General features: G+C 71.2%; 20 protein-coding genes. 4 read left to right on the forward strand and 16 right to left on the reverse strand.

Going from position 1 to position 23,405, the window contains the following annotated elements; translation table 11 throughout:
• Positions 1-187: 187 nt before the first annotated feature.
• From ACGFNH_RS06705 to ACGFNH_RS06755, 11 genes are all read right to left on the reverse strand, one after another.
• The gene (locus tag ACGFNH_RS06705) at positions 188-1,084 is read right to left on the reverse strand and encodes a Pro-rich N-terminal domain-containing protein (RefSeq protein ID WP_393652232.1); all 897 of its coding nucleotides are present in this window, start codon (positions 1,082-1,084) and stop codon (positions 188-190) included.
• Positions 1,085-1,488: 404 nt separating this feature from the next.
• Positions 1,489-1,929 (reverse strand): type II 3-dehydroquinate dehydratase, encoded by a 441-nt coding sequence (gene aroQ / locus ACGFNH_RS06710; protein WP_393651939.1) that lies wholly within the window; start codon positions 1,927-1,929, stop codon positions 1,489-1,491.
• Positions 1,926-3,023: a 3-dehydroquinate synthase gene (gene aroB, locus ACGFNH_RS06715; protein WP_393651940.1), complete on the reverse strand. Its 1,098-nt coding sequence runs from the start codon at positions 3,021-3,023 to the stop codon at positions 1,926-1,928. Before aroB ends, aroQ begins: the two co-directional genes overlap by 4 nt.
• Positions 3,024-3,045: 22 nt before the next feature.
• Positions 3,046-3,630 carry a shikimate kinase gene (locus ACGFNH_RS06720; protein ID WP_393652233.1) on the reverse strand — a complete coding sequence of 195 codons (585 nt, stop codon included), beginning with the start codon at positions 3,628-3,630 and terminating at the stop codon, positions 3,046-3,048.
• A gap of 131 nt (positions 3,631-3,761) precedes the next feature.
• Complete coding sequence (aroC, locus tag ACGFNH_RS06725) at positions 3,762-4,946, reverse strand: chorismate synthase (protein WP_393651941.1); 1,185 nt, start codon at positions 4,944-4,946, stop codon at positions 3,762-3,764.
• Between the two features lie 286 nt (positions 4,947-5,232).
• Positions 5,233-6,090 carry a shikimate dehydrogenase gene (locus ACGFNH_RS06730; RefSeq protein WP_393651942.1) on the reverse strand — a complete coding sequence of 286 codons (858 nt, stop codon included), beginning with the start codon at positions 6,088-6,090 and terminating at the stop codon, positions 5,233-5,235.
• A gap of 4 nt (positions 6,091-6,094) precedes the next feature.
• The gene (mltG, locus tag ACGFNH_RS06735) at positions 6,095-8,098 is read right to left on the reverse strand and encodes an endolytic transglycosylase MltG (RefSeq protein WP_393651943.1); all 2,004 of its coding nucleotides are present in this window, start codon (positions 8,096-8,098) and stop codon (positions 6,095-6,097) included.
• A gap of 132 nt (positions 8,099-8,230) precedes the next feature.
• Positions 8,231-8,695, reverse strand: coding sequence for a Holliday junction resolvase RuvX (gene ruvX, locus ACGFNH_RS06740; protein WP_393652234.1), 465 nt, complete (start codon positions 8,693-8,695; stop codon positions 8,231-8,233).
• Between the two features lie 19 nt (positions 8,696-8,714).
• Positions 8,715-11,381, reverse strand: a complete 2,667-nt coding sequence (gene alaS / locus ACGFNH_RS06745) for an alanine--tRNA ligase (RefSeq protein ID WP_393651944.1) — start codon at positions 11,379-11,381, stop codon at positions 8,715-8,717.
• Complete coding sequence (locus ACGFNH_RS06750; RefSeq protein WP_393651945.1) at positions 11,381-11,695, reverse strand: DUF6167 family protein; 315 nt, start codon at positions 11,693-11,695, stop codon at positions 11,381-11,383. Before ACGFNH_RS06750 ends, alaS begins: the two co-directional genes overlap by 1 nt.
• A 7-nt stretch (positions 11,696-11,702) precedes the next feature.
• Positions 11,703-12,143: a DUF948 domain-containing protein gene (locus ACGFNH_RS06755; RefSeq protein WP_393651946.1), complete on the reverse strand. Its 441-nt coding sequence runs from the start codon at positions 12,141-12,143 to the stop codon at positions 11,703-11,705.
• 185 nt (positions 12,144-12,328) lie between these two features.
• Here ACGFNH_RS06755 and ACGFNH_RS06760 point away from each other — a divergent pair, with 185 nt between their 5' ends.
• Positions 12,329-14,569, forward strand: coding sequence for an ATP-binding protein (locus ACGFNH_RS06760; protein WP_393651947.1), 2,241 nt, complete (start codon positions 12,329-12,331; stop codon positions 14,567-14,569).
• 153 nt (positions 14,570-14,722) lie between these two features.
• On the opposite strand, the gene rpsD is transcribed toward ACGFNH_RS06760, so the two are convergent.
• The gene (gene rpsD / locus ACGFNH_RS06765; protein WP_360851258.1) at positions 14,723-15,334 is read right to left on the reverse strand and encodes a 30S ribosomal protein S4; all 612 of its coding nucleotides are present in this window, start codon (positions 15,332-15,334) and stop codon (positions 14,723-14,725) included.
• Positions 15,335-15,389: 55 nt separating this feature from the next.
• Here rpsD and ACGFNH_RS06770 point away from each other — a divergent pair, with 55 nt between their 5' ends.
• Positions 15,390-16,298, forward strand: coding sequence for a DUF2470 domain-containing protein (locus tag ACGFNH_RS06770; protein WP_393651948.1), 909 nt, complete (start codon positions 15,390-15,392; stop codon positions 16,296-16,298).
• 163 nt (positions 16,299-16,461) lie between these two features.
• On the opposite strand, the gene ACGFNH_RS06775 is transcribed toward ACGFNH_RS06770, so the two are convergent.
• From ACGFNH_RS06775 to ACGFNH_RS06790, 4 genes are all read right to left on the reverse strand, one after another.
• Positions 16,462-17,922, reverse strand: coding sequence for a replication-associated recombination protein A (locus ACGFNH_RS06775; RefSeq protein ID WP_393651949.1), 1,461 nt, complete (start codon positions 17,920-17,922; stop codon positions 16,462-16,464).
• Between the two features lie 230 nt (positions 17,923-18,152).
• Entirely contained in the window at positions 18,153-18,806 is a 654-nt protein-coding gene (locus ACGFNH_RS06780) for a vitamin K epoxide reductase family protein (protein WP_393651950.1), read from the reverse strand.
• Positions 18,807-19,022: 216 nt separating this feature from the next.
• On the reverse strand, positions 19,023-20,285 hold the full coding sequence (gene hisS, locus ACGFNH_RS06785) for a histidine--tRNA ligase (RefSeq protein WP_393651951.1): 1,263 nt from the start codon (positions 20,283-20,285) through the stop codon (positions 19,023-19,025).
• Between the two features lie 11 nt (positions 20,286-20,296).
• Positions 20,297-21,010 (reverse strand): MBL fold metallo-hydrolase, encoded by a 714-nt coding sequence (locus tag ACGFNH_RS06790; RefSeq protein ID WP_393651952.1) that lies wholly within the window; start codon positions 21,008-21,010, stop codon positions 20,297-20,299.
• 150 nt (positions 21,011-21,160) lie between these two features.
• On the opposite strand from ACGFNH_RS06790, the gene ACGFNH_RS06795 reads away from it, so the two are divergent.
• Both ACGFNH_RS06795 and ACGFNH_RS06800 read left to right on the forward strand, forming a co-directional pair.
• Positions 21,161-21,988 (forward strand): peptidylprolyl isomerase, encoded by an 828-nt coding sequence (locus tag ACGFNH_RS06795; protein ID WP_393651953.1) that lies wholly within the window; start codon positions 21,161-21,163, stop codon positions 21,986-21,988.
• 131 nt (positions 21,989-22,119) lie between these two features.
• A complete protein-coding gene (locus tag ACGFNH_RS06800) occupies positions 22,120-23,349 on the forward strand; it encodes a DUF349 domain-containing protein (protein ID WP_393651954.1) in 1,230 nt (409 codons plus the stop codon).
• Positions 23,350-23,405 lie beyond the last annotated feature (56 nt).

The following is a 23,405-nucleotide window of genomic DNA, read 5'->3' on the forward strand; positions in this document are numbered from 1 at the left end:
TGATGGAGGTCGTCCGCGGTGTGATGGACGCAGCCCGCGGTGTGATGGAGGTCGTCCGCGACGTGGTGGACGCCGTCCGCGGTGTGCGGCACCCGGTATGCGGCACACCGAGTACGGCACAGCTGGATACACGGGCGGCTGGATACACGGGCGGCCCCCGTGGCGACCGACCGGGCCCCGCGAGGCGCTACCAGCTCGGCGGGCTCGCGATGCTGCGCGCCAGGACGTCGTCCAGGATGCGCGCCGTGGTGGGGACGTCGAGCTGCGAGTTGTCGATGATCGGCAGCCCTGAGCCGTACCAGCCGGCCATCTTGCCGTGGATCAGGGCCACTTCCTCGTCGGACAGCCTGCGGTTGCCCGAGCGCGCGGCATTGCGCTCAAGGACGATCTCCAGGCCCGGCAGCAGCACCACCGGCAGCAGCCCCGGCCCCACGTGCCGCTTCCAGCCGCCCAGCCCGACGACGGGGCGGTCGGGGAAGACGGCGTCGTCGAGGATGCAGGAGATCCCGTTGGCGAGGAAGTTGCGGGCGGAGAAACCGCAGGTGCGGCGGGCGAGCCGGTACTGCGCCTCCGAGTGGTCGTTCCACCCCGACTGGGGATCGGCGAATCCGGACCGGACCCACTCGCGTACGTCGTCCAGGCTGATGTGCGCGGTCGGGACCCGGCGGGTGTCCGCCCAGTGGCGGGCCACCGTCGTCTTGCCCGCGCCGGCCGGTCCGATGAGGAGCACCGCGATCGTCGTCTGCGCGGGGTCGGGCGCCGCCGTGCCCGGGGGCGGGCCCGGCATGGGAACGGGGCCGCCCGGGGGCAGACGGATGTGGCCCGTGTCGGAGGGCGGGGCGGACGGATGCCGCGGCGGAGGACCCGACCAGCCGGGGCCGTGCGCCGGTCCCGGTGGCGGGCCCGCTGGGCCGGGTATCGGCGGTGGACCGACCGGGGCCGGTGCACCGGGGTGAGGATGCGGACCGGGATGCGGCGGCGGTGCGCCCTGCGCGCGCGACGGCGGTACGGGGGGCCAGCCCGGACCCGGCCGTCCCCCGGGTCCGTGGGGCGGTGGCAGCGGAGCTCCCCCTGCGTGCTGCATCCGCTGCCTCTCCGTCTCTCTGTCGATCTGCGTACGGCCGAACTGCGTACGGTCGAACGGCATGTGGTGCAACGGCCATCGCGACCGCGTGGCCCGAACGCTATCCCCCAGCTCCTGGCCGGAGGTACCCCCACCCCCGGCCGGCGGGGCCGAGGGGCCACGCGCGCCGGTTCGCGGCTGCCGTGGGGAGGAAGGCCTGCGCTCCCCACCCCGGCTACCCCGTTGACGGAGGCCCATCCCGGTAGGCGCCGAGGACAGGGCCAGGCCCAACTGCCGCGGCCCGAGGGCCAGTTCCCCCACTGCCGTCGGCCGAACCCCAGGGGCGGCCCTCCGTCCCGCCGCTCCGTTGGGGGAACGGCCGGGGGCGTCCGGAAGTGCCCGGGCGGGGCAGCGCGGAGTCCGGCTCAGCCCGGCAGCTCATCGGCGAGCGCGCGCAGCGCCAGCCGGTACGAGCCGATGCCGAAGCCCGCGATCGTGCCCGTCGCCACGGCCGCGACGACCGAGGTGTGCCGGAACTCCTCACGCGCGTGCGGGTTCGAGATGTGCACCTCGATGAGCGGCGCGGTGAGCTGGGCCGCCGCGTCCCGCATCCCGTACGAGTAGTGGGTGAACGCACCCGGGTTGAGCACCACCGGGACCGATCCGTCGGCCGCCTCGTGCAGCCAGCGGATCATCTCCCCCTCGTCGTTGGTCTCCCGGACCTCGACCTCGAAGCCCAGCTCCTCGCCGAGCCGTGTGCACTCCTCGACGAGGCCCTTGTACGAGGTGGAGCCGTAGACGTCGGGCTCGCGCGAGCCGAGCCGCCCGAGGTTCGGGCCGTTCAGCACGTAGACCCTGCGGGTCACTTGGAGACCTCCGCGTAGGCGGCCGCGAGGACGGCCGGGTCGGGGCCCTCCAGGACGGTCGGCTTGGCCAGGCCGTCGAGGACGATGAAGCGCAGCAGGTCGCCGCGGGACTTCTTGTCGACCTTCATGGTCTCCAGCAGCTTCGGCCACTGGTCGCCGCGGTAGGTCAGCGGCAGCCCGACGGACTCCAGGACGGCCCGGTGCCGGTCCGCGGTCGCGTCGTCGAGGCGGCCGGCGAGGCGCCCGAGCTCGGCGGCGAAGACCATGCCGATCGAAACGGCCGCGCCGTGGCGCCAGTTGTAGCGCTCGTTCTTCTCGATGGCGTGCCCGAGCGTGTGGCCGTAGTTGAGGATCTCGCGCAGACCGGACTCCTTGAGGTCCGCGGAGACGACCTCGGCCTTGACCCGGATCGACCGCTCGATGAGCTCCGCGGTGTGCCGGCCCTCCGGCGTACGGGCGGCGGCCGGGTCCTCCTCGACCAGTTCGAGGATCACGGGGTCGGCGATGAAGCCCGCCTTGATGACCTCGGCGAGGCCGCTGATGTAGTCGTTGGCGGGCAGCGAGGCGAGGCTGGCGAGGTCGCACAGCACACCGGCCGGCGGATGGAAGGCGCCGACGAGGTTCTTGCCCTCGGCGGTGTTGATGCCCGTCTTGCCGCCCACGGCCGCGTCGACCATGCCGAGCACCGTGGTCGGGACCGCGATCCAGCGCACACCCCGCAGCCAGGTCGCGGCCACGAAGCCCGCCACATCGGTGGTGGCGCCGCCGCCGACGCCGATGATGACGTCGGAGCGGGTGAAGCCGGTCTGGCCGAGCGCCTTCCAGCAGTACGCCGCGACCTCGACGGTCTTGGACTCCTCCGCGTTGGGGAGCTGGATCGCGATGGCCTCGTAGCCCTGTCCGGCCAGGTCCTCGCGCACGGCCTCGCCGGTGGCGGCCAGCGCCTCGGGGTGCAGAACGGCGACGCGCTTGGCGGAGCCGCCGATGAGGCCGGGCAGCTCGCCCAGGAGCTGATGGCCGACCAGTACCTCGTACGGGTCCGTTCCCGCGCTGCCGCCGACCTGGATACGGGTGGGGCTGCCGGTCTCGCTCATGCGTACCTCACTGCGTGGTGCCTCACGATGTCCTTCCTGTCCCGGAGCCGCCGTCGCCGCCGGGTGTGCGGGGGCTGTCGGAGCCGGTCGGCCGGGGTTCGGCCACTGCGCCGTGCCCGGACGGCCGGGCGCTCGGCAGGTCCAGCGCCTCGACGACGGCGTCGGAAACATCCTCGGGGGTGCGCTCGTCGGTCCGCACGACGACCCGGGCGACCTCCGTGTAGAGCGGGCGCCGCTCCTCCATCAGCTCGCGCCAGCGCTGCCGCGGATTGACGGCGAGCAGCGGGCGCGGGGCGTTGAGACCGACGCGCTTCATCGCGTCGTTGACGCCCACGTCGAGGAAGACGACGGGCAGGCCGGCGAGCAGCTTGCGCGTACCGGAGTCCATGATCGCGCCGCCACCGAGCGAGAGGACGCCGGAGTGCTCGACCACGGCGGCGTGGACGGCTTGGCGCTCCAGTTCGCGGAAGTGCGCCTCGCCCTCGTCGATGAAGATCTCCGGGATGGGGCGGCCGGCCATGACCTCGATGTCCGCGTCGGTGTCGCGGTAGCCCGTGCCGAGCCGATCGGCGAGCAGCGCGCCCACGGTCGACTTGCCGACGCCCATGGGCCCGACCAGGACGACGACCGGGCCACTCGCCGCGCTCTCGTTCTCCCCGCCGGCGCTCACCGCTCGCTCTCCGCCGCCGCTCAAAGGACCCCCACGGTCGTTGCTCAAAGGACCCCCACGGTCGTCGGTCACCGGATCGCCAGATTGTCGAGGTAGCCCCGCACATTGCGCCGGGTCTCGGCCACGCTGTCGCCGCCGAACTTCTCCGCGACCGCGTCCGCCAGCACCAGCGCCACCATCGCCTCCGCGACAATGCCCGCGGCCGGCACGGCGCAGACGTCGGAGCGCTGGTGGTGCGCCTGGGTGGCCTCGCCGGTGGAGACATCGACGGTGGCCAGCGCGCGGGGCACGGTCGCGATGGGCTTCATCGCGGCCCGTACGCGCAGCAGTTCGCCGGTGCTCAGCCCGCCCTCCGTGCCGCCGGAGCGGCCGGTGCTGCGGCGGAGCCCCTCGTCGGTGGAGACGATCTCGTCATGGGCCTTGGAGCCGGGCACCCGCGCCAGGCCGAAGCCGTCGCCGACCTCGACACCCTTGATCGCCTGGATGCCCATGAGCGCCGCGGCGAGGCGGGCGTCGAGCCGCCGGTCCCAGTGGACGTGGGAGCCGAGGCCGACGGGCACGCCGTAGGCCAGCACCTCGACGACACCACCGAGGGTGTCGCCGTCCTTGTGGGCCTGGTCGATCTCGGCGACCATCGCCTTGCTCGCGTCCTGGTCGAGGCAGCGCATGGGGTCGGAGTCGAGCCGCTCGACATCGGAGGGCTTCGGGTACACGCCGTACGGGGCCTTGGCCGCGGCCAGCTCCACCACATGGGAGACGATCTCGATCCCCGTCGTCTCCTTCAGGTACGAGCAGGCGACGGTGCCCAGGGCGACGCGTGCCGCGGTCTCGCGCGCCGAGGCGCGCTCCAGCACCGGACGGGCCTCGTCGAAGCCGTACTTCTGCATCCCCGCGAGGTCGGCGTGGCCGGGGCGGGGGCGGGTCAGGGGCGCGTTGCGGGCAAGCTCGGCGAGTTCGGCCGGGTCGACCGGATCGGCGGCCATGACCTTGTCCCACTTGGGCCACTCGGTGTTGCCCACCATGATCGCGACCGGGCTGCCGAGTGTCAGGCCGTGGCGTACGCCGCCGATGAAGGTGACCTCGTCGCGCTCGAACTTCATCCGCGCGCCCCGGCCGTACCCCAGACGCCGCCGGGCGAGCGCGTCCGCCACCATCTCGGTGGTGATCGGGACGCCGGCGGGGAGACCCTCCAGCGTCGCGACGAGTGCGGGGCCGTGCGACTCCCCCGCGGTCAGCCAGCGCAACCTGCTCAACGGTGCTCCCTCATGCTCGCGCCTCGGTCGTGCGGCGCAGCCCGGGGGCACTGCCCCGCCACCGCTGGGGTACCCCCACTCCGCGGTCGCTGAGGGAGCGCGGCCCTGGGCCCGCCATCTCCGATCCTCCCACGTCCGGGCGGTCCGCCCGGACGCCGGTCCACGGAGCGGACGCCGTACGCCGGGTCATGACGGGCGGGACGGCAGACGAGAACGTCCCGGCATGCCCGGTTCGCCACCGACGGATGGCTGGTTCGCCTCGGAAGGGGCCGCCCTGACTGGACTCTCACCCCTCCGCCGTACGCCCCCGCAGCGCCCGCTCGCCGGCCTGGCGCATGGCCTCAAGCGGCGCCGGTGTGTGCCCCGTCATCCGCTCGACCTGGAGTACGGCCTGGTGGACGAGCAGGTCGAGGCCTCCCACGACCGCCCCGCCGCGGTCCGCCCAGGCGGCCGCCAGCCGGGTCGGCCAGGGCTCGTAGAGAACGTCGAAGAGGGTTCCCGGCAGATCCGGTACGGACGCGGCGAGCGCGTCGGTCGTGCCCGCTGGGGTGGTGGCGACGACGAGCGGCGCGGAGAAGGCGAAAGCGGCGTCGGCCCAGTCGGCGGTCGCCACCTCGACGGCGAGCCGCTCTCCCCACTGCCGCATCTCCGCGGCCCGCGCCTCGCTGCGCACATAGGCGGTGACCGGTCCGGTGCAGATGCGGGAGAGGGCGGCGAGCGCGGAGGACGCGGTGGCTCCGGCTCCGAGCACGGCGGCCCGGTCGACCTTCTCGACGCCGCGCTCACGGAGCGCAGCGAGCATGCCGGGGATGTCGGTGTTGTCGCCCGTACGACGCCCGTCGTCCGTGAACACCACGGTGTTGACCGCCTCGACGGACGCCGCCGTCTCGCTGATCTCGTCGAGCAGCGGGATGACCGCGCGCTTGAGCGGCATGGTCAGGGACAGCCCCGCCCAGTCGCCCTCCGGAAGGTCGCCGAGGAAACCGGGCAGGGTGTCCTCGTCGATCTCGAAGCGGTCGTAGGACCAGCCGTCCAGGCCCAGCGCCTGGTACGCGGCGCGGTGCAGGACCGGCGAGAGGGAGTGGGCGATCGGTGAGCCGAGGACCGCCGCGCGCCGTTCCGGGCGCCGCTGTCCTGCCGTCATGGCGTCAATTGCCCTTCTCACGGTTCTTGTTGAACTGGTCGACGAGCTTCTCGTGCTCGGCGAGGGTCTTGGTGAAGGTGGTCTTCTGGTTGTCCAGGGAGATGAAGTAGAACCAGCCGCCCCTGTCCGGGTCGAGCGCCGCGCGCAGCGCCTCGTCGCCCGGATTCCCGATCGGGCCCGGCGGGAGCCCACGGTAGAAGTACGTGTTGTACGGGTCGTCGTGGTTCCGGATCTCGTTGATCGGGATGTCGATGTTGCTCTGGTTCTTGAGGTAGTTGTACGTCGAGTCGAACTCGATCTTCCCGTTGGTCTCCTGGTTGCCGGGCTTGAGGCGGTTGTAGACGACATCGGCCATCTTGCGGAAGTCGTCGTGCGTCTTGCCCTCGGCCTGCACGAGGCTGGCCACCGTGACGATGTCGCGCGGCGAGTCGAGTCCGAGCTTCTTCGCCTCGCCCTCCACGTCCAGCTTCTTGTAAACGCCCTTCGCGCGGTCGACCATCTGGCGCAGGATGTCCTCGGGTTTGGTGCCCTTGGCCGCGCTGTACCGCGAGGGATAGAGAAAGCCCTCCAGCGGATCCTTGGCCTTCGGGTTGTCTGCCCAGGACGGCAGCCCGAGGCTGTCGGCCTTCTTCTTGGCGACGGACTTGGTCGTCCCGTCCGGAAGGTTCAGCTTCTTGTCGATGGCGCGGTAGACCGAGCCGGCCCGCAGGCCCTCGGCGATGATGAGTGCGTTGAGGTTCGCCGGGTCCGTCATCATCTCGACGGCCGAATTCGCGGACATGCTCTTGCGCAGCACGTAGACGCCCGGCTGGATGGCGTCGCCCTTGGGGTTGTCCTGCTGGGCCTCGACGAAGGCGTCGACGCTCTTCACCACGCCCGCGCTCTTGAGGATGTTGCCCATCTGGTTGCCGGTGGCGCCGTCCGGGATCTCCACCTGGACGTTTCCGCTGCCGCTGCCCGAGTAGTCGGGCGGCGGACCGAAGTGGTCCTGCCAGAAGTCGTAGGCGAGGTAGCCGACGCCGCCGACCGCACCGATCAGAACGGCGCCGGAGAGCAACAGGGCCATGCCGCTGCGCCGTTTGGGCCCGCGATCGCGGTCACGGTCCCGCTCGCGGTCACCGCGGCGGCCGCCGCCCGAGCCGCGGGGCTTCTCGTCACGGTCGTCGTCATGACCGTGATCCCCCGCGAAGAAGGGGTGTTCGTCGCGCTCGGGGACGGCCTGCCACTCCGCCGTTTCGTCCGGTTCCGGCTGCCCGCGCCGCGGGGGCTCGGTGTACTGGAGCTGGTCGCCGTACGGCTGGGCGGTCTGCTGCTGGGGGTGCGGGTGGTTGCGGTTGCCCGGCGGCTGCGGAGGCGGATAGGCATCCGGTGTGCCGTAAGGGTCGGGGCGCCGGCCGCCGTACGGGTCATGGGGCTGCGGCTGCTGGCCGTACGGGTACGGCTCTTCGGGGCCTCCGTACGCCATCGGCCGGCCGGTCGGGGCGGGGTCCCAGCCGTAACCTTGCTGGTCGTATCCCTGCTGCTCGTATCCCTGCCGGCCATAGGCCTGCTGGTCGTATCCCTGCTGACCATGGCCTTGCTGGTCGTATCCCTGCTGGTCGAATCCCTGCTGACCATGGCCCCGCTGGTCGTAGCCCGGTTGGCCGTAGTCCTGACGGCCGTAGTCCTGCTGGTCGTATCCCTGCTGACCATGGCCTTGCTGGTCGTATCCCTGCTGGTCGAATCCCTGCTGACCATGGCCCCGCTGGTCGTAGCCCGGTTGGCCGTAGTCCTGACGGCCGTAGTCCTGCTGCTCGTAACTCTGCCGGGCGTAGTCCTGTTGGCCGTATCCCTCCTGGGGATAGCCGTGCGGTGCGGGCTGCTGTCCGCCGGGGTACTGCTGCTGAGCAGCGTCGTACGGAGTCGTCCGACCGTCCCACTGCGCCTGTCCGTGCCACCCCTGGTCCCCGTACAACGGGTCCTCGGGATGCCACGGTTCGGAGCCCTGACCCCGGCCATACTCAGTCATCGATCCCCTAGAGGCGCGAGACGGCTTCCGGTGCGCGTCGTCCGTGCGCAGGCGTCCGGTCCGCCTCTTTTCCGTACGGCGGCATCCGTAACTCGAACGATGCCGGTCGCGCGGAACGTTACCGTATCGCGATCAGATGACCACTTGGACGGACTCCCCAGGAGCTTTACCCGAGGAGCGCTCCGTTTCGAGTGCGTTCTGCAGAATCACCACCGCCGCCGCCTGGTCGACGACCCCGCGGCCCTTCTTGGAGCTGACCCCCGAAGCACGCAGCCCCTGGGCCGCCGTGACGGTGCTCATCCGCTCGTCGACCAGGCGCACCGGCACGGGGGCGATGCCCTGGGCCAGGCCCTGTGCGAAGGTGCGCACCTTCTTCGCGGCCGGACCCTCACCGCCGCTGAGCGACCGGGGCAGTCCGACGACCACCTCGATCGGCTCGTACTCCGCGACGATGGCGGCCAGCCTCCGCTGCGCGGCCGGGATGTCCCGTCCGGGGACGGTTTCCACCGGAGTGGCCAGGACCCCGTCGGGGTCGCACGAGGCGACCCCGATCCGGGCATCCCCGACATCCACGGCGATACGCCTGCCGCGGCGCATGGGCTGAGCCTCCGTCACGTCACGCCTTCTCGGCGACGAGCCGCTCGACAGCGGCCACGGCGTCGTCGATGGCGCCAGGGTTCTGGCCACCGCCCTGGGCGACGTCGTCCTTGCCGCCACCGCCACCGCCGAGGGTCTTGGCGGCCGTACGCACCAGCTCGCCGGCCTTGATGCCGCGGTCGCGGGCGCCCTCACTGGTGGCGATCACGGTCAGCGGACGGCCATTGGCCACCGTGAACAGGGCGACGACGGCCGGACGGCCCTGCAGCCGGCCGCGCACATCGAGGACGAGCTTGCGCAGATCGTCGGCGGAGGTGCCGTCGGGCACCCGGCCGGTGGCCACCGCCACACCCCGTACGTCCTGGGCGCCCTCGGCGAGGCCCGCGGCGGCCTGGAGAACCTTCTCGGCGCGGAACCTCTCGATCTCCTTCTCCGCCTCGCGGAGCCGGCTCAGCATCCCGGCGACGCGGTCGGGGAGTTCCTCGGAGCGGCCCTTGACCAGCTCGGTGAGCTGGGCGACGACCGTGGCCTCGCGGGCCAGGAAGGAATAGGCGTCCATGCCCACGAGGGCCTCGACGCGGCGCACACCGGAGCCGATCGAGGACTCGCCCAGCAGCTTCACCAGGCCGAGCTGGGACGTGTTGTGGACGTGCGTACCGCCGCACAGCTCCTTGGAGAAGTCGCCGATGGTCACGACGCGGACCCGCTCGCCGTACTTCTCGCCGAACTCGGCGATGGCGCCCTGCTTCTTGGCCTCGCTCATGCTCATCACCTCGGCGGTGACGTCGAGTTCGCGGCCCAGCACCTCGTTGATCCGCTGCTCGACATCGGTGAGCACCGCGGTGGGCACGGCGCTCGGCGAGCCGAAGTCGAAGCGGAAGCGGCCGGGGGCGTTCTCGGAACCGGCCTGGGCGGCGGTGGGACCGAGGGCGTCGCGCAGCGCCTGGTGGGTGAGGTGCGTGGCGCTGTGGGCGCGGGCGATGGCCCGGCGCCGGGTGATGTCGATCTCGGCGAACGCCGGGGCACCGACGGTGACTTCACCGACCTGGACGACGCCCTTGTGCACGCTCACGCCCGGCACCGGCTGCTGGACGTCGCGGACCTGCACGACCGCGCCGGTGTCCAGCTTGATGCGGCCGGTGTCGGCCTGCTGGCCACCGCCCTCGGCGTAGAACGGGGTGCGGTCCAGGACGACCTCGATCTCGTCGCCCTCCTGGGCGGCCGGCGCCGGCAGGCCGTCCACGAGGAGACCGACGACGCGGGACTCGCCCGTGGTGTCGGAGTAACCGATGAAGTCGGTGACGCCGGAGGTGTCGGCCACCTCGCGGTACGCGGACAGGTCGGCGTGCCCCTGCTTCTTGGCCTTGGCGTCGGCCTTGGCCCGCTCCCGCTGCTCCTTCATCAGGCGGCGGAAGCCCTCCTCGTCCACCGACAGGCCCTGCTCGGCGGCCATTTCGAGGGTGAGGTCGATCGGGAAGCCCCAGGTGTCGTGGAGCAGGAAGGCCTTGTCGCCGGGCAGGACGCGGCCACCGGAGGACTTGGTGTCGGCGACGGCGGTGTCCAGGATGTTGGTGCCGGTCTTGAGGGTCTTGAGGAAGGCGGCCTCTTCGCCGAGGGCCACCGTCTCGATGCGCTTGCGGTCCTCGGCCAGCTCCGGGTACTGCTGCCCCATCGACTTGATCACGACATCGACGAGGTCGCCGACGACCGGCTGGGTGGCGCCGAGAAGGCGCATGTTGCGGATGGCGCGGCGCATGATGCGGCGCAGGACGTAGCCACGGCCCTCGTTGCCGGGGGTGACACCGTCGCCGATGAGCATCACGGACGTGCGGATGTGGTCGGCGACGACGCGCAGCGAGACGTCCGAGTCCTCCGAAGACCCGTAGGCCACGCCGGTCAGCTCGGTGGCCTTCTCCATGACGACGCGCAGGGTGTCGGTCTCGTACATGTTCTGCACGCCCTGCAGGATCATCGCGAGGCGCTCGAGGCCGAGGCCGGTGTCGATGTTCTGCTGGGGGAGCTCCCCGAGGATCGGGAAGTTCTCCTTGCCGGAGCCCTCACCGCGCTCGTACTGCATGAAGACCAGGTTCCAGATCTCCACGTAGCGCTCGTCGTTGACGGCCGGGCCGCCCTCGACGCCGAACTCCGGTCCGCGGTCGTAGTTGATCTCCGAGCACGGTCCGCAGGGGCCGGGGACGCCCATGGACCAGTAGTTCTCCTTCATGCCCAGCCGCTGGATGCGCTCGGCGGGCACGCCGATCACATCGCGCCAGATCCGCTCGGCCTCGTCGTCGTCCTTGTAGACGGTGATCCAGAGCTTCTCCGGCTCCAGGCCGTAGCCGCCGTCCTCCACGGAGCTCGTCAGCAGCTCCCAGGCGAACTTGACGGCGCCTTCCTTGAAGTAGTCGCCGAAGGAGAAGTTGCCGCACATCTGGAAGAAGGTGCCGTGCCGGGTCGTCTTGCCGACCTCTTCGATGTCGGGCGTCCGCACGCACTTCTGCACGCTGGTGGCCCGCGGGAAGGGCGGCTTGACCTCACCCAGGAAGTACGGCTTGAACGGGACCATGCCCGCAGGGACCAGCAGCAGCGTCGGGTCGTCCGCGATGAGTGACGCCGACGGCACGACGGTGTGCCCCCGCTCCTCGAAGAAGCGCAGCCAGCGGCGACGGATTTCAGCCGACTCCATCAGTGGTCCTCATTCCGGTTGTACGGGTGACTCGTGCCCAGCGCCTCGGGTCGGCGCGGCGCGGGCAGCTCGCGGTCGTGGTGGTCCGGGGGCTCCAGCCCCAGGGCGTCGTTCAGCTCTTCCTCGCGCTGCGCCATCCCGGCCTTCACGTCGAGGGCGAACTCCTTGAGCCGGTGGCCGGCCTCGACGGCCTTGTCCGCGGCCTGCGCGGCGAGGCTCTCCGGCGTCAGTTGCCGGAGTTTGCGGTTGACCTTCGTGGTGGCCCACACCCCGGCGGCCACGCCGGTGCTGAACCAGAACGTGCGGCGGAACATCGGTCGCTCAGGCCTTTCCGCCGCGGGCGCCGCGGCCGCCTCGCCGGGCGCGCGGCACGGTACGTCCCACGATCACGGTACGGCGGCGTGGGGGCGACTGCGCGTCCTTGCGCCCCAGGGCCCGTCGCACCCCGTAGCCGAAGGCCGCGACCTTGACCAGCGGGCCGCCGAAGGTGGTGGCGACGGTCGAGGAGAGCGCCGACGCGTTGGAGGTGACCTCCTGGACATCGGTCGCGATCGCGTCGACCCGCTCGAGCTGGGTCTGCGCGGTCCGCACCGTCGCCGACGCCTCCCCGAGCAGCGGCACCGCCTGCTCCGAGACATCCGCGACGAGTTGGGTGGTCGCTCTGAGCACCTGCGCGAGCCTCACCAGCACCACGGCGAGGAACGACACCAGGATCGCCCAGAAGACGGCCACGAGGATCCCGGCCACCTCTCCACCGGACACGATGCATCGCTCCCTGTAGACGTATCGGTCTCCGCCGGTCACGGGCGGTCTCTCCGGGAACGGCGGGCAGATGTCGACCCTATCGCGCCGGGAGCACCGTCCCGTACCGGATTACGGGTCGGCACGGCAACGGCAGTCGTCCCGGATTGTACGGTGCGCATATATGCGGGTACTCTCCGTGTGCCATGCGACGCTCCACGCGACAGGGCCCGGCCTCCTACGGCGGCCCTCGCGATCCGGCACCCGGCAATCTCCCCGCGGAACTCAACTCGTTCGTGGGCCGGAAGGCCGAACTCGCCGAAGTGGGGCGGCTGCTGAAGCGGTCCAGGACCGTCACCGTGACCGGTGTCGGCGGGGTGGGGAAGACGCGGCTGACCCTGCGCGCGGCGTACCTGGGGCAGGAACGCTTCTCCGACGGCGTCTGGCTCGTGGAGTTGTCGTCCGTCCATGACCCGCATCTGCTGGAGCACGCACTGGCCGAGGCCCTCGGCCTGGCCGGTCACGCGGCGCGGCCGCCCCGCACGGAGGTCGCCGAGATGCTCGCCGACCGCCAACTCCTGCTCCTCCTCGACGGATTCGAGCACATCACCGACGACTGCGCGACCCTCCTGCGCGACCTGCTCCGGCGCGCACCGGGGCTGACCGTCCTGGCGGCCGGGCGGCGGCCGCTGGGCGTCCCCGGCGAACAGACCTTCCCACTGGCGCCGATGCCCGCACCCGCGCCCACGCACTCCCCCGCGACGGCGGCGCCGCCCGCCCAGGACTCCGCTGTGCTCTTCGCCGAACGCGCCGCCGCCGTCCTGCCCGGGTTCGGGATCACCGACGACAACCGGTGGGCGGTCGCCGAGTTGTGCCACCGGCTCGACGGCATCCCGCTCGCCCTGGAGCTGGCCGCCGGGCGGCTGCGCGCCCTGTCCCTGGAACAGATGCTGCAGCGGCTCGACGACCGCTTCCGGCTGCTCACCGGCGGCGGTTGCGCCGCCCTGCCGCGCCACCGCACCCTGCGCACGGCGATCGGCTGGAGCCACGAGCTGTGCTCTCCTCAGGAGCGGCTGCTGTGGGCCCGGCTCTCGGTGTTCGCCGGCCACTTCGACCTGGAGGCCGCCGAGTACGTCTGCTCCGGCACCGGGCTCGCCGTCGACGATCTCCTGGACGTGATCGCCGAGTTGGTGGCCCAATCACTCCTGGTCCGCGAGGACACCGCGACCGGCGTCCGCTACCGAATGCTGGAGACCGTACGGGCGTACGGCGCGTACTGGCTGGAGGCGACGGGCGACGCCACGCGGCTGCGCCGGCGTCACCGCGACTGGTATCTGGGGCTGGCCACCTGGTGCGAGCTGGAGTGGTTCAGCCCCCGCCAGACGGAGGTGGCGGCCCGGATCGACGCGGAGCTCAGCAATCTGCGGGTCGCGCTGGAATTCTGCCTGGAGGGCAGCGAGGACGCGCACATCGGGCAGTACCTCGCGGGCAGCCTGTGGTTCTACTGGGTCGGCTGCGGCCATGTCGCGGAGGGACGCCACTGGCTCGACCGGGCTCTGGAGCTGGAGAGCGAGCACGAGGAGTCGCGGCTCAAGGCCCTGTGGGTGCTCGCCTACGTGGCGCTGCTCCAGGGCGATTCGATCGGCGCGATCACGGCGCTCCAGGAGTGCAGCGACGAGGCGGAGCGGACCGGCAACCAACTCGCGGCGGCGTACGCGCTGCACCGCACCGGCTGCCTGGCGCTGGTCACCGACGACATGCCGCGCGCCGAGGAGCTGCTGCGCACGGCCCAGGAGCGCTACCGCGAGATCGGCGAGCTCAACAGCGATGTGCTGATGGGCCAGGTCGCCCTCGCCATCACGGTGGCCTTCCAGGGCGATCTGGCGGGCGCCGTCGCACTGTGCGACGAAGTGCGCCAGATCTGCGAGGACCACGGCGAGCGCTGGACCCTGGCGTACGCGCTCTACGTCCTGGGGTACGCGGCCTGGACGCGGGGCGAGACGGCCGAGGCCCGCCGGCTGCTGGAGGAGTGTCTCGCCATCGACCACGCCTTCCGGGATCTGGTGGGGGCGGTGACGGCGATCGAACTGCTCGCGCTGTTCACGGTCACCGAGGGCGACCCGGAGGAGGCGGCGGTGCTGCAGGGCGCGGCGGGGCAGTTGTGGCGCTCGGTGGGGCTGCCGCTGTTCGGCTCGCGGTACTTCAACGCGCCGCATCAGCAGTGCGAGCAGCAGACGCGTGAGGCGCTCGGGGCGGAGCGCTACGAGGAGTGCCTGTCCGAGGGAGCCCGCCTCGACCTGGACGCCGTAATGGCGCGGGCGCGCCGTTGGAGCACGGACCGGGCCAGGGTCCCGGGGCAGCGCAGCGAGGAGCGGGGCGACTCGGCCCCCGCCACGCACGAACCCGCCGCCTCCCCCTCCGCGAAGGGCGGGGAGACGGCGGGCTGAGCGGTGCCCGCGGACGCCCGTACGAGCGAGTGTCCGCGGGCGAACGCCGGTGCTGCATGGCGCCGGGCGCCGGTGCGGTGAGATGTCCACCACATCTACGGGGGCATCCGTGCCGCCGGAGCGCTCCGGGCCCCGCGGGTGTCTACGTCCGGATCAGCGGGCGTAGTACTCGACGACGAGCTGCTCGTCGCAGATCACCGGGACCTCCTTGCGGTTCGGCTCCCGGTCGAGGCGGAAGGCGAGCGCCTTGAGGTTGACCTCCAGGTAGCGGGGGGTTTCGCCGTCGAGGGCGTAGCCACCCTCACGGGCCACCTGGAAGGGGTGCTTCTCGCGGCTGCGCTCGCGGACCATCACGACGTCGTCCGGGGTCACGCGGAACGAGGGCTTGTCGACCTTGCGGCCGTTGACCTCGATGTGACCGTGGACGACCATCTGACGGGCCTGGTAGATCGTGCGGGCGATTCCCGACCGCAGGACGAGCGCGTCCAGACGGCGCTCGAGCTCGATGATGAGCGCTTCGCCCGTCTTGCCGCTGACCTTCCGAGCGCGGTCATAGGCACGGGCCATCTGGCGCTCGCTGATGTCGTACTGAGCGCGCAGACGCTGCTTCTCGAGCAGACGGACCTTGTAGTCGCTGTTCTGCTTGCGACCACGGCCGTGCTCGCCGGGCGGGTAGGGACGGGCCTCGAAGTACTTGACCGCCTTCGGCGTCAGGGCGATGCCGAGCGCCCTCGACTTCTTGACCTTGGGACGCGACTGGTTCACGTGGAACGGACCTCCGTGTAAGTTAGGTGAGGCTTACCTTAGCGGAGGAGAACGCATGTTTCGACCTGGGAGCCCCCTGCCCAGCACCGGCCGCGCCGCGGAATCGACGGCGGACAGCGCAAGGCCGGGTCAGCCGCGCCCCTTGGACGAGACTCGGCAGCCGACGGCAGCCGAGCGTGTACGAACCCTCGTGGAGTCGAACGCCTCGGCCGCATTGTGCATTCCGGGTGCGGACCTCGACGAACTGGGCGCCGCAACGCCCGCAGCACGCGCCGTCACACCGGACGGAGACGTACTGCTACTGGTGCCTGGGGACTCCCCCGCGGCTCGCGCCGCGGCCCATGCACAGGACGACGATCTGACGGCAGTGATCGAGATCACCGATGTCGCACCGGTCGCCGTGCCCCATCGTATCCGGGGTCGCGGGTGGGTCGGCGGGTGGCTCACTTCTGTACGGAACGAGGACCGTGCGGAGTCCGCCATGCTGCTCGCCGAGCACCACCCCGTGGGCCAGATCCTGGGCATCGGCGAGGCTCTGCGGGAGGACCCGGGGCCCGGTGACTACGGCCGTCCCGCCTGGATGCTGCTGCGCCTCGAGATCGGCGAAGCGGCGGTCGACGACCTGTGGGGGGCGGAGTCCGTGGAGCCCGAGGAGTTCGCGTCGGCGGCCGCGGATCCGCTCGTACGCCATGAGGCCGAGCTGCTGCAGCATCTCGCGGCCGCGCACGGCGACCAGGTGCGGGGGCTGTGCTCGCTGCTCGGCGAGCGCTCGGACGGGGACTGCGAGTTGCAGGAGCAGGCCGTGCCGGTGGCGCTGGACCGCTTCGGCCTCCGCGTCCGGTTCTCCGGCGCCGACGACCGCCTCTTCGACGCGCGCTTCGACTTCCCCGAGCCGGTGGAGGACATCGCGGAGCTGCGGCGGGCGATGCACCTGCTCTTCGAGGCGGCGCTCGAGAGCGAGTGAGACGTGCGGCCGCAGCCACTGCGGCCGCAGGGTCCGGCCCGCCCGTACAACAGCACGGCACCAACGGGCCGGGCGGGGACGGGGGATGAGGACCGCACGGGGGATGAGGACCGCACGGGCGACAGCTCCGGCACGACCAGGGGGGTACGCGGCCGGGGCCGGGTCAGTCCGATGCCGGCGGGGTCCCGGCCGAGGCTTCCTCGCCGCCCTCCCCCTGCGGCGCGGCCGGGGGCGGACTCTCCGCCGGGGGCGCGGGATCCGCCGGGCGCGCGGGCGCCTCACCGCGCAGGCGCGCCCGCACACGCTCCACGACATCGGCGTAGCGGGCCTCCGCGCCGTACCGCGTCGGCTCGTAGTAGCGCTTGCCGTGGAGGGCGTCCGGGGCGTACTGCTGGGCAGCGATGGCACCCGGCACATCGTGGGGATACACATAGCCCTGGGCATGGCCGAGCTTCTTGGCGCCCTTGTAGTGGCCGTCCCGCAGATGCGCGGGCACGGGTCCGGCCAGCCCCGCCCGTACGTCCGCGAGCGCGGCACCGATGGCCGTCGTCGCGGTGTTGGACTTCGCCGCCAGGGCCAGGGCGATCGTGGCATGGCTCAGCGTGAGAGCCGCCTCCGGGAAACCGATCATGGCCACGGCCTGGGCCGCCGCCACCGCGGTCTGCAGCGCGGTCGGATCGGCCATGCCGATGTCCTCGCTGGCCGAGATCATCAGCCGTCGCGCGATGAACCGCGGGTCCTCCCCCGCGTCGATCATTCGCGCCAGATAGTGCAGGGCCGCGTCCACGTCCGAGCCGCGGATGGACTTGATCAGTGCGCTCGCGACGTCGTAGTGCTGGTCGCCGTCGCGGTCGTACGTCACGGCGGCGCGGTCGACGGCCTCCTCCAGCGACTGGAGAGTGATCTCGTCCTCGCCCTTCGCGATGGCCGAACCGGCGCCCGCCTCAAGGGCGGTGAGCGCTCGGCGGGCGTCCCCGCCCGCGATCCGCAGCAGATGGGCCTCGGCGTCCTCGGGCAGCCGGACCGCGCCGCCGAGCCCGCGCTCCTCGTCGAGCGCCCGGTGGACGAGACCGCGCAGGTCCTCGTCGGTGAGCGACTCCAGCGTCAGCAGCAACGAGCGGGAGAGCAGCGGGGAGATGACCGAGAAGTACGGGTTCTCGGTGGTCGCCGCGATGAGGGTGACCCAGCGGTTCTCCACGGCGGGCAGCAGCGAGTCCTGCTGGGCCTTGCTGAAGCGGTGGATCTCGTCGAGGAAGAGAACGGTCTCCTTGCCGTAACCCCCCGAGGCGCGGCGTGCGCCGTCGATGACGGTGCGCACCTCCTTGACGCCCGCGGTGATCGCCGACAGCTCGACGAAGCGCTTGTTGGTCGCCTGGCTGACCACATAGGCCAGGGTCGTCTTGCCGGTGCCGGGCGGGCCCCAGAGGATCACGGACGACGGGCCGGCGGGCCCGCCGCTCCCCTCGCCGACGAGGCGGCGCAACGGCGATCCGGGGCGCAGCAGATGCTGCTGCCCCACGACTTCGTCGAGGGTCCGGGGGCGCATCCGCACGGCGAGCGGACTGGCGGCCGGATCCTTCTCGCGACGGTCCTCTTCGGCTGCGGTGAACAGATCGGGCTCCACGTCGGGAAGCGTATGTCACCGCACTGACAACGCCGCCCGGCTCCGATCCCGATCCATGTCCCGACCGGCAGTGAACCGCGTCGGCTCCGCAGCCCCGGCCGGTGCCCCGCCCGCTCCGGGCACCCGGCGTACCGGAACGCGGCCGGAACGCCCGAGGCCCGGGAAGCGACATCGTCGCTCCCGGGCCCGGGCACAGCTTTCACGGCCCTCGCGAGGGCCGCGCCACGGGCTCAGCCCGTCCAGAACTCCCACCAGCGGGTCAGGATCATCATGCCGATGATCCCGATCCAGACCACCGGCGGGACCCAGTGGAACTCCATCAGCCCGCGCCGCAGGCCATCGGGCGCCGGGAGGAAGCGCCGCTCGATGTTGAACTTCGTGACGTAGCAGAACATCACGATCGTGGCGACCCAGGCCAGGCAGCACCACAGGCACAGCGAGCCGATGACGTACAGCGACTGGTACTGCAGCCAGGTGCAGAAACCGACGCCGAAGAGCGTGCCCGCGTTCAGCCCGAGCCAGAACCAACGGCGGTAGCGGGCGCCCGCGATCAGCGCCATGCCGATCGCGATCACCATGCCGTAGGTGACCAGCCCCAGCATCGGGTTGGGGAATCCGAAGGCGGAGGCCTGGTCGCTCTCCATGATGTTGCCGCAGGAGACGATCGGGTTGAGGCTGCAGCCCGGCGTGAAGGTCTTCCCCTCGGCCTTCGCCTCGAGGATCTTGTTCTTGTCGAGCGTGATGACCCATGCCGCGAGCAGACCCGCCGCTCCCGTGATCACCAGGAGCCAGGCGAAGCCCCGGCTGCTGCCGATGGCATCGCGGCTGCCGTGCTCCCGGTCGTCCCTCTCGGTGGACACGTCGTCAACCACTGTCGTCGCCATATCGCCGTTTCCGTCGCTACCGAAGATCTCGCCTACCGGACACGCACATTGTGCCGCAGTTCGGGCGCCCTGAGGGCGTCGCCCACCGGACGAGTGACTGTGTGTACCCATGGTTGCCCGGCGACCGTTCGATGAACGTAAGGATCCGCAGGCCCGGACACCCCGACCGGGCGGACAGGAGCGGCCCGCCGCACTCCGGCGGGCCGCCCTGCCGCGTCAGGCGAGCTTCCGCCGCAGCTCCGCGACGATCTCACCGAGCGCCACCGGCGCCTGTTCGCCGCTCTGCAGGTCCTTGAGCTGCACCGCGCCCTCGGCGAGATCACGCTCGCCGGCCACGATCGCGTACCGCGCGCCCGAACGGTTCGCGGACTTCATCGCGTTCTTCAGGCCCTTGCCGCCGTACGCGAAGTCCGTAGCGATCCCGGCCCTCCGCAACTCGGTGACCACGCCGAACAGCGTGCGCCGCGCCTCCTCGCCCAGCGGGACCGTGAACACCTGGGTGGACGCGGGCAGTTGGAGCTCCACGCCCTCGGCCTCCAGCGCCAGGACCGTACGGTCCACGCCCAGCGCCCAGCCGACCGACGGCAGTTCCGGGCCGCCGATCATCTCGGACAGGCCGTCGTACCGGCCGCCGCCGCCCACCGCGGACTGCGAGCCGAGCCCGTCGTGGACGAACTCGAAGGTGGTGCGCGTGTAGTAGTCCAGGCCGCGCACCAGTTTGGGGTCGTCCTCGAACTCGACGCCCGCGGCGGTCAGCAGCTCGCGCACCTGCTCGTGGTACGCCTTGCACGCCTCGCACAGGTGGTCCCGCATCATCGGCGCGCCGGTGAGCTGCTTCTGCACCGCCTCCCGCTTGTCGTCGAGCACCCGCAGCGGGTTGATGTCGATCCGCCGGCGGGTGTCCTCGTCGAGGTCGAGTCCGCGCAGGAACTCCTGGAGCGCGGCGCGGTAGACCGGCCGGCACTCCTTGTCGCCCAGGGAGTTGAGCAGCAGCCGGAAGTTCCGCAGACCCAGCGACTTGTACGCGTCGACCGCCAGGATGATCAACTCGGCGTCCAGCGCCGGGTCCTCGGCGCCGATCGCCTCGGCACCGACCTGCGAGAAGTGGCGGTAACGCCCCTTCTGCGGCCGCTCGTAGCGGTAGTACGAGCCGGAGTACCAGAGCTTCACGGGCAGATTGCCCGCCTTGTGGAGGCTCGCCTCCAGGGCCGCGCGCAGCACGGACGCGGTGCCCTCCGGGCGCAGCGCCAGCTCGTCACCACCCTTGGTGGTGAGGGTGTACATCTCCTTGGTCACGATGTCGGTGGACTCCCCGACCCCGCGCGCGAAGAGCTCGACGCTCTCGAATCCGGGGGTTTCCACATAGCCGTATCCGGCGCGCCTCAGCGGTGCGGAGAGGGCGTCGCGCACCGCGAGGAAGGTCTCGGACACGGGCGGGATCAGGTCGTACGTGCCCTTGGGGGCCTTGAAGGTGCTCACGGAAGAAGTCGTCACATTCCTCGTCGCGGAGCGGCAGTTCCGCCATCTCCGAGGCCGGCCGCCACCTCCCGCAGGAACGGGTTGGTGGCGCGCTCGCGGCCGATGGTCGTCTGGGGGCCGTGGCCGGACAGCACCACGGTCGAGTCGTCGAGCGGCAGGCACACACGGGCCAGCGACTCGAGGATCTCGGCGTGGTCGCCGCCGGGCAGATCGGTGCGTCCGATGGAGCCGGCGAACAGCAGGTCGCCCGAGAAGAACACCGGCGGGATGTCGGAGTTCTCGGGCAACCGGAAGGTCACCGACCCCTTGGTATGACCGGGCGCGTGCGCGACCGTGAACTCCATGCCCGCCAGCTTCAGCCCGGATCCGTCGATCAGTTCCCGTACGTCGTCGGGCTCGCCGATGGTCAGATCGCCCAGCAGCGGCATCCCGATCGACCGGCCCAGGGCCTTCTCGGGGTCGCTCATCATGTAGCGGTCGTCCGGATGGATCCAGGCCGGGACGTCATGGGCGCCGCACACCGGGACGACCGAGGCGACATGGTCGAGATGACCATGGGTGAGGACGACGGCGACGGGCTTGAGTCGGTGCTTCTTCAGCGTCTCCTCGACCCCTTCGGCGGCCTCGTGGCCCGGGTCGATGATCACGCACTCCTCACCTGCGGCAGGGGCGACCAGGTAGCAGTTGGTCCCCCAGGCTCCGGCAGGGAACCCGGCAATCAGCACGATCGTTCCTCAGTGTCGTCCGGCATCAGCAATCTGAGCAGTTCAGAGCCTACCGGCGCTGTACGGGCCACAGCGAACCCGTATTACCGTACGGCTCACATCACGCCCGCACGGGCGCACGACGCACCACGCATGCGAGGAGAGGAACCGGTGGCCACGAGGGACCAGCGGCGGCGACAGCTCGCCCGGGAGAAGTTCGAGCGGCAGCGGCAGCGGCGTGCCGTGCAGCGGCACAGGACGCGGCTGCGCAACGTCGTGCTCGCAGGCGGCCTGGCCGTCGTACTGGCGGCGGGCGCCGCTGCGTACGCGGTCACCGGTTTCGGCGGCGAGGACGAGAAGAGCGACAGCGCGGCCCCCTCCCCCTCCCCCACTGCCAAGGACCCCTGCGCCAAGCCCGCCAAGGGCTCCCCCGGCACGAGTCAGTGGAAGAAGGAACCGCCGCTGACGATCGACAAGTCGGCCGCGTACACGATGAATCTGGAGACCACCTGCGGCGACATCGGCATCGCGTTGGACGCCGCCAAGGCCCCGCACACGGTGAACTCCTTCAACTTCCTGGCGGGCAAGGGGTTCTTCGACCACACCAAGTGTCACCGCCTGACCACGGGCGGTATCTTCGTGCTGCAGTGCGGCGACCCGAAGGGCACGGGCCAGGGAGGTCCCGGCTACACGATCCCGGACGAGAACCTCAAGGATCAAAAGCTCAAGGGCAAGGTCTACCCGGCGGGCACGGTCGCGATGGCGAATCAGTACAACGCCCAGTCGGGAAAGGGCCGTAACACCGGCGGCAGTCAGTTCTTCCTCGTGTACCAGGACAGTCAGCTACCGCCCGACTACACCCCGTTCGGGACCATCGCCGGCGGCAAGGACGTTCTGAAGAAGATCGCCGACGCCGGGGCCACTCCGCCGGACGCCGCTCGGAACACCGCGCCCAACGCGACAGTTGTGATCGACAAGGCCACGGTAAGCAAGTCCTGACACGCGCGAACGTGAAATTTCGGTCGTGCTGGATGCGGACAGCCGACCCATGGTTCGCCTATGTTGGCGGTGACGAAACTGTGGACGATGCCCGTGGGCTGCCCGCGCGAGCATCATGTGGAGGAGGCGCTGTGACCAGCGACCCATGGGGACGCGTCGACGAGGCGGGGACCGTGTACGTGCGGACGGCCGACGGCGAGAAGGTCGTCGGATCGTGGCAGGCGGGATCTCCCGAGGAAGCCCTCGCTTACTTCGAGCGCAAGTACGACGGGCTGGTCGTCGAGATCGGTCTCCTCGAGCGCCGGGTGCGGACCACCGATCTGTCCACGAAGGACGCCACCACTGCCATCGAGCACCTGCGTGAGCAGATCGACGCGCACCACGCCGTCGGCGACCTGGACGCCCTGAGGCAGCGCCTCGACAAGCTCACCGGCGAGGTCGATTCGCGCCGGGAACAGCGCAAGGCGGCCAAGGCACGGCAGTCGGAGGAAGCCCGCCAGGCCAAGGAGCAGCTCGTCACCGAGGCCGAGGAACTGGCCGCCAGCGAGCAGTGGCGGGCCGCCGGAGAGCGGCTCCGCGGGCTGGTCGACACCTGGAAGGGCCTGCCCCGCCTGGACCGCAAGACCGACGACGAGCTGTGGCACCGCTTCTCGCATGCCCGCTCGGCGTTCTCCAAGCGGCGCAAGGCGCACTTCGCGGCGCTGGACGCGCAGCGCGAGGACTCCCGGCGGATCAAGGAGAAGCTCGTCGCCGAGGCCGAGGAGCTGTCCGGGTCCACCGATTGGGGCACGACCGCAGCGCGGTACCGCGAGCTGATGCAGGACTGGAAGGCCGCGGGGCGTGCGCAGCGCGACGCGGAGGACGATCTGTGGAACCGCTTCCGCGGCGCCCAGGACGTCTTCTTCCAGGCCCGCGGAGAGGTCTTCGCCGAGCGCGACGCGGAACAGCGCGAGAACCTGGACCGCAAGGAGGAGCTGGCGACCGAGGCCGAGAAGCTGCTCCCGGTCACCGACCTCAAGACGGCACGGGCGGCCTTCCGCTCGCTCAACGAGCGGTGGGAGGCCATCGGCCACGTACCGCGGGACGCCCGCCCCAAGGTCGAGGGCCGGATGCACACCGTGGAGCGTGCGCTGCAGGACGCCGAGGAGACCGAGTGGCGGCGTACCAACCCGGAGGCGCGGGCCCGCGCCGAGGGGCTCACCGGACAGCTCCAGGCGGCCGTCGACAAGCTGCGCCGACAGGTGGACCAGGCTCGGGCCGCGGGCAACAACGCCAAGGCGGACAAGCTCGCTCAGGAGCTGGAAGGCCGTCAGGCGCTGCTCGATCAGGCGCTCAAGGGCCTTCATGAGTTCGGCGGTTGATCATCCCTGACCGCTGCTGACGCGAGCGGCCCCGGCGCCTGAAGCGCCGGGGCCGT

This window comes from Streptomyces sp. NPDC048639 (genome assembly GCF_043199075.1).
In the GTDB taxonomy this organism is placed as follows: Bacteria; Actinomycetota; Actinomycetes; order Streptomycetales; family Streptomycetaceae; genus Streptomyces.

Coding starts and splice junctions, on each gene's coding strand:
- ACGFNH_RS06705 (WP_393652232.1), bottom strand. CDS start 1,084: ATGCAGCACGCAGGGGGAGCTCCGCTGCCACCGCCCCACGGACCCGGG.
- aroB (WP_393651940.1), bottom strand. CDS start 3,023: ATGAGCGAGACCGGCAGCCCCACCCGTATCCAGGTCGGCGGCAGCGCG.
- ACGFNH_RS06720 (WP_393652233.1), bottom strand. CDS start 3,630: ATGGGCGTCGGCAAGTCGACCGTGGGCGCGCTGCTCGCCGATCGGCTC.
- ACGFNH_RS06730 (WP_393651942.1), bottom strand. CDS start 6,090: ATGACGGCAGGACAGCGGCGCCCGGAACGGCGCGCGGCGGTCCTCGGC.
- mltG (WP_393651943.1), bottom strand. CDS start 8,098: ATGACTGAGTATGGCCGGGGTCAGGGCTCCGAACCGTGGCATCCCGAG.
- ruvX (WP_393652234.1), bottom strand. CDS start 8,695: ATGCGCCGCGGCAGGCGTATCGCCGTGGATGTCGGGGATGCCCGGATC.
- alaS (WP_393651944.1), bottom strand. CDS start 11,381: ATGGAGTCGGCTGAAATCCGTCGCCGCTGGCTGCGCTTCTTCGAGGAG.
- ACGFNH_RS06750 (WP_393651945.1), bottom strand. CDS start 11,695: ATGTTCCGCCGCACGTTCTGGTTCAGCACCGGCGTGGCCGCCGGGGTG.
- ACGFNH_RS06760 (WP_393651947.1), top strand. CDS start 12,329: ATGCGACGCTCCACGCGACAGGGCCCGGCCTCCTACGGCGGCCCTCGC.
- ACGFNH_RS06770 (WP_393651948.1), top strand. CDS start 15,390: ATGTTTCGACCTGGGAGCCCCCTGCCCAGCACCGGCCGCGCCGCGGAA.
- ACGFNH_RS06780 (WP_393651950.1), bottom strand. CDS start 18,806: ATGGCGACGACAGTGGTTGACGACGTGTCCACCGAGAGGGACGACCGG.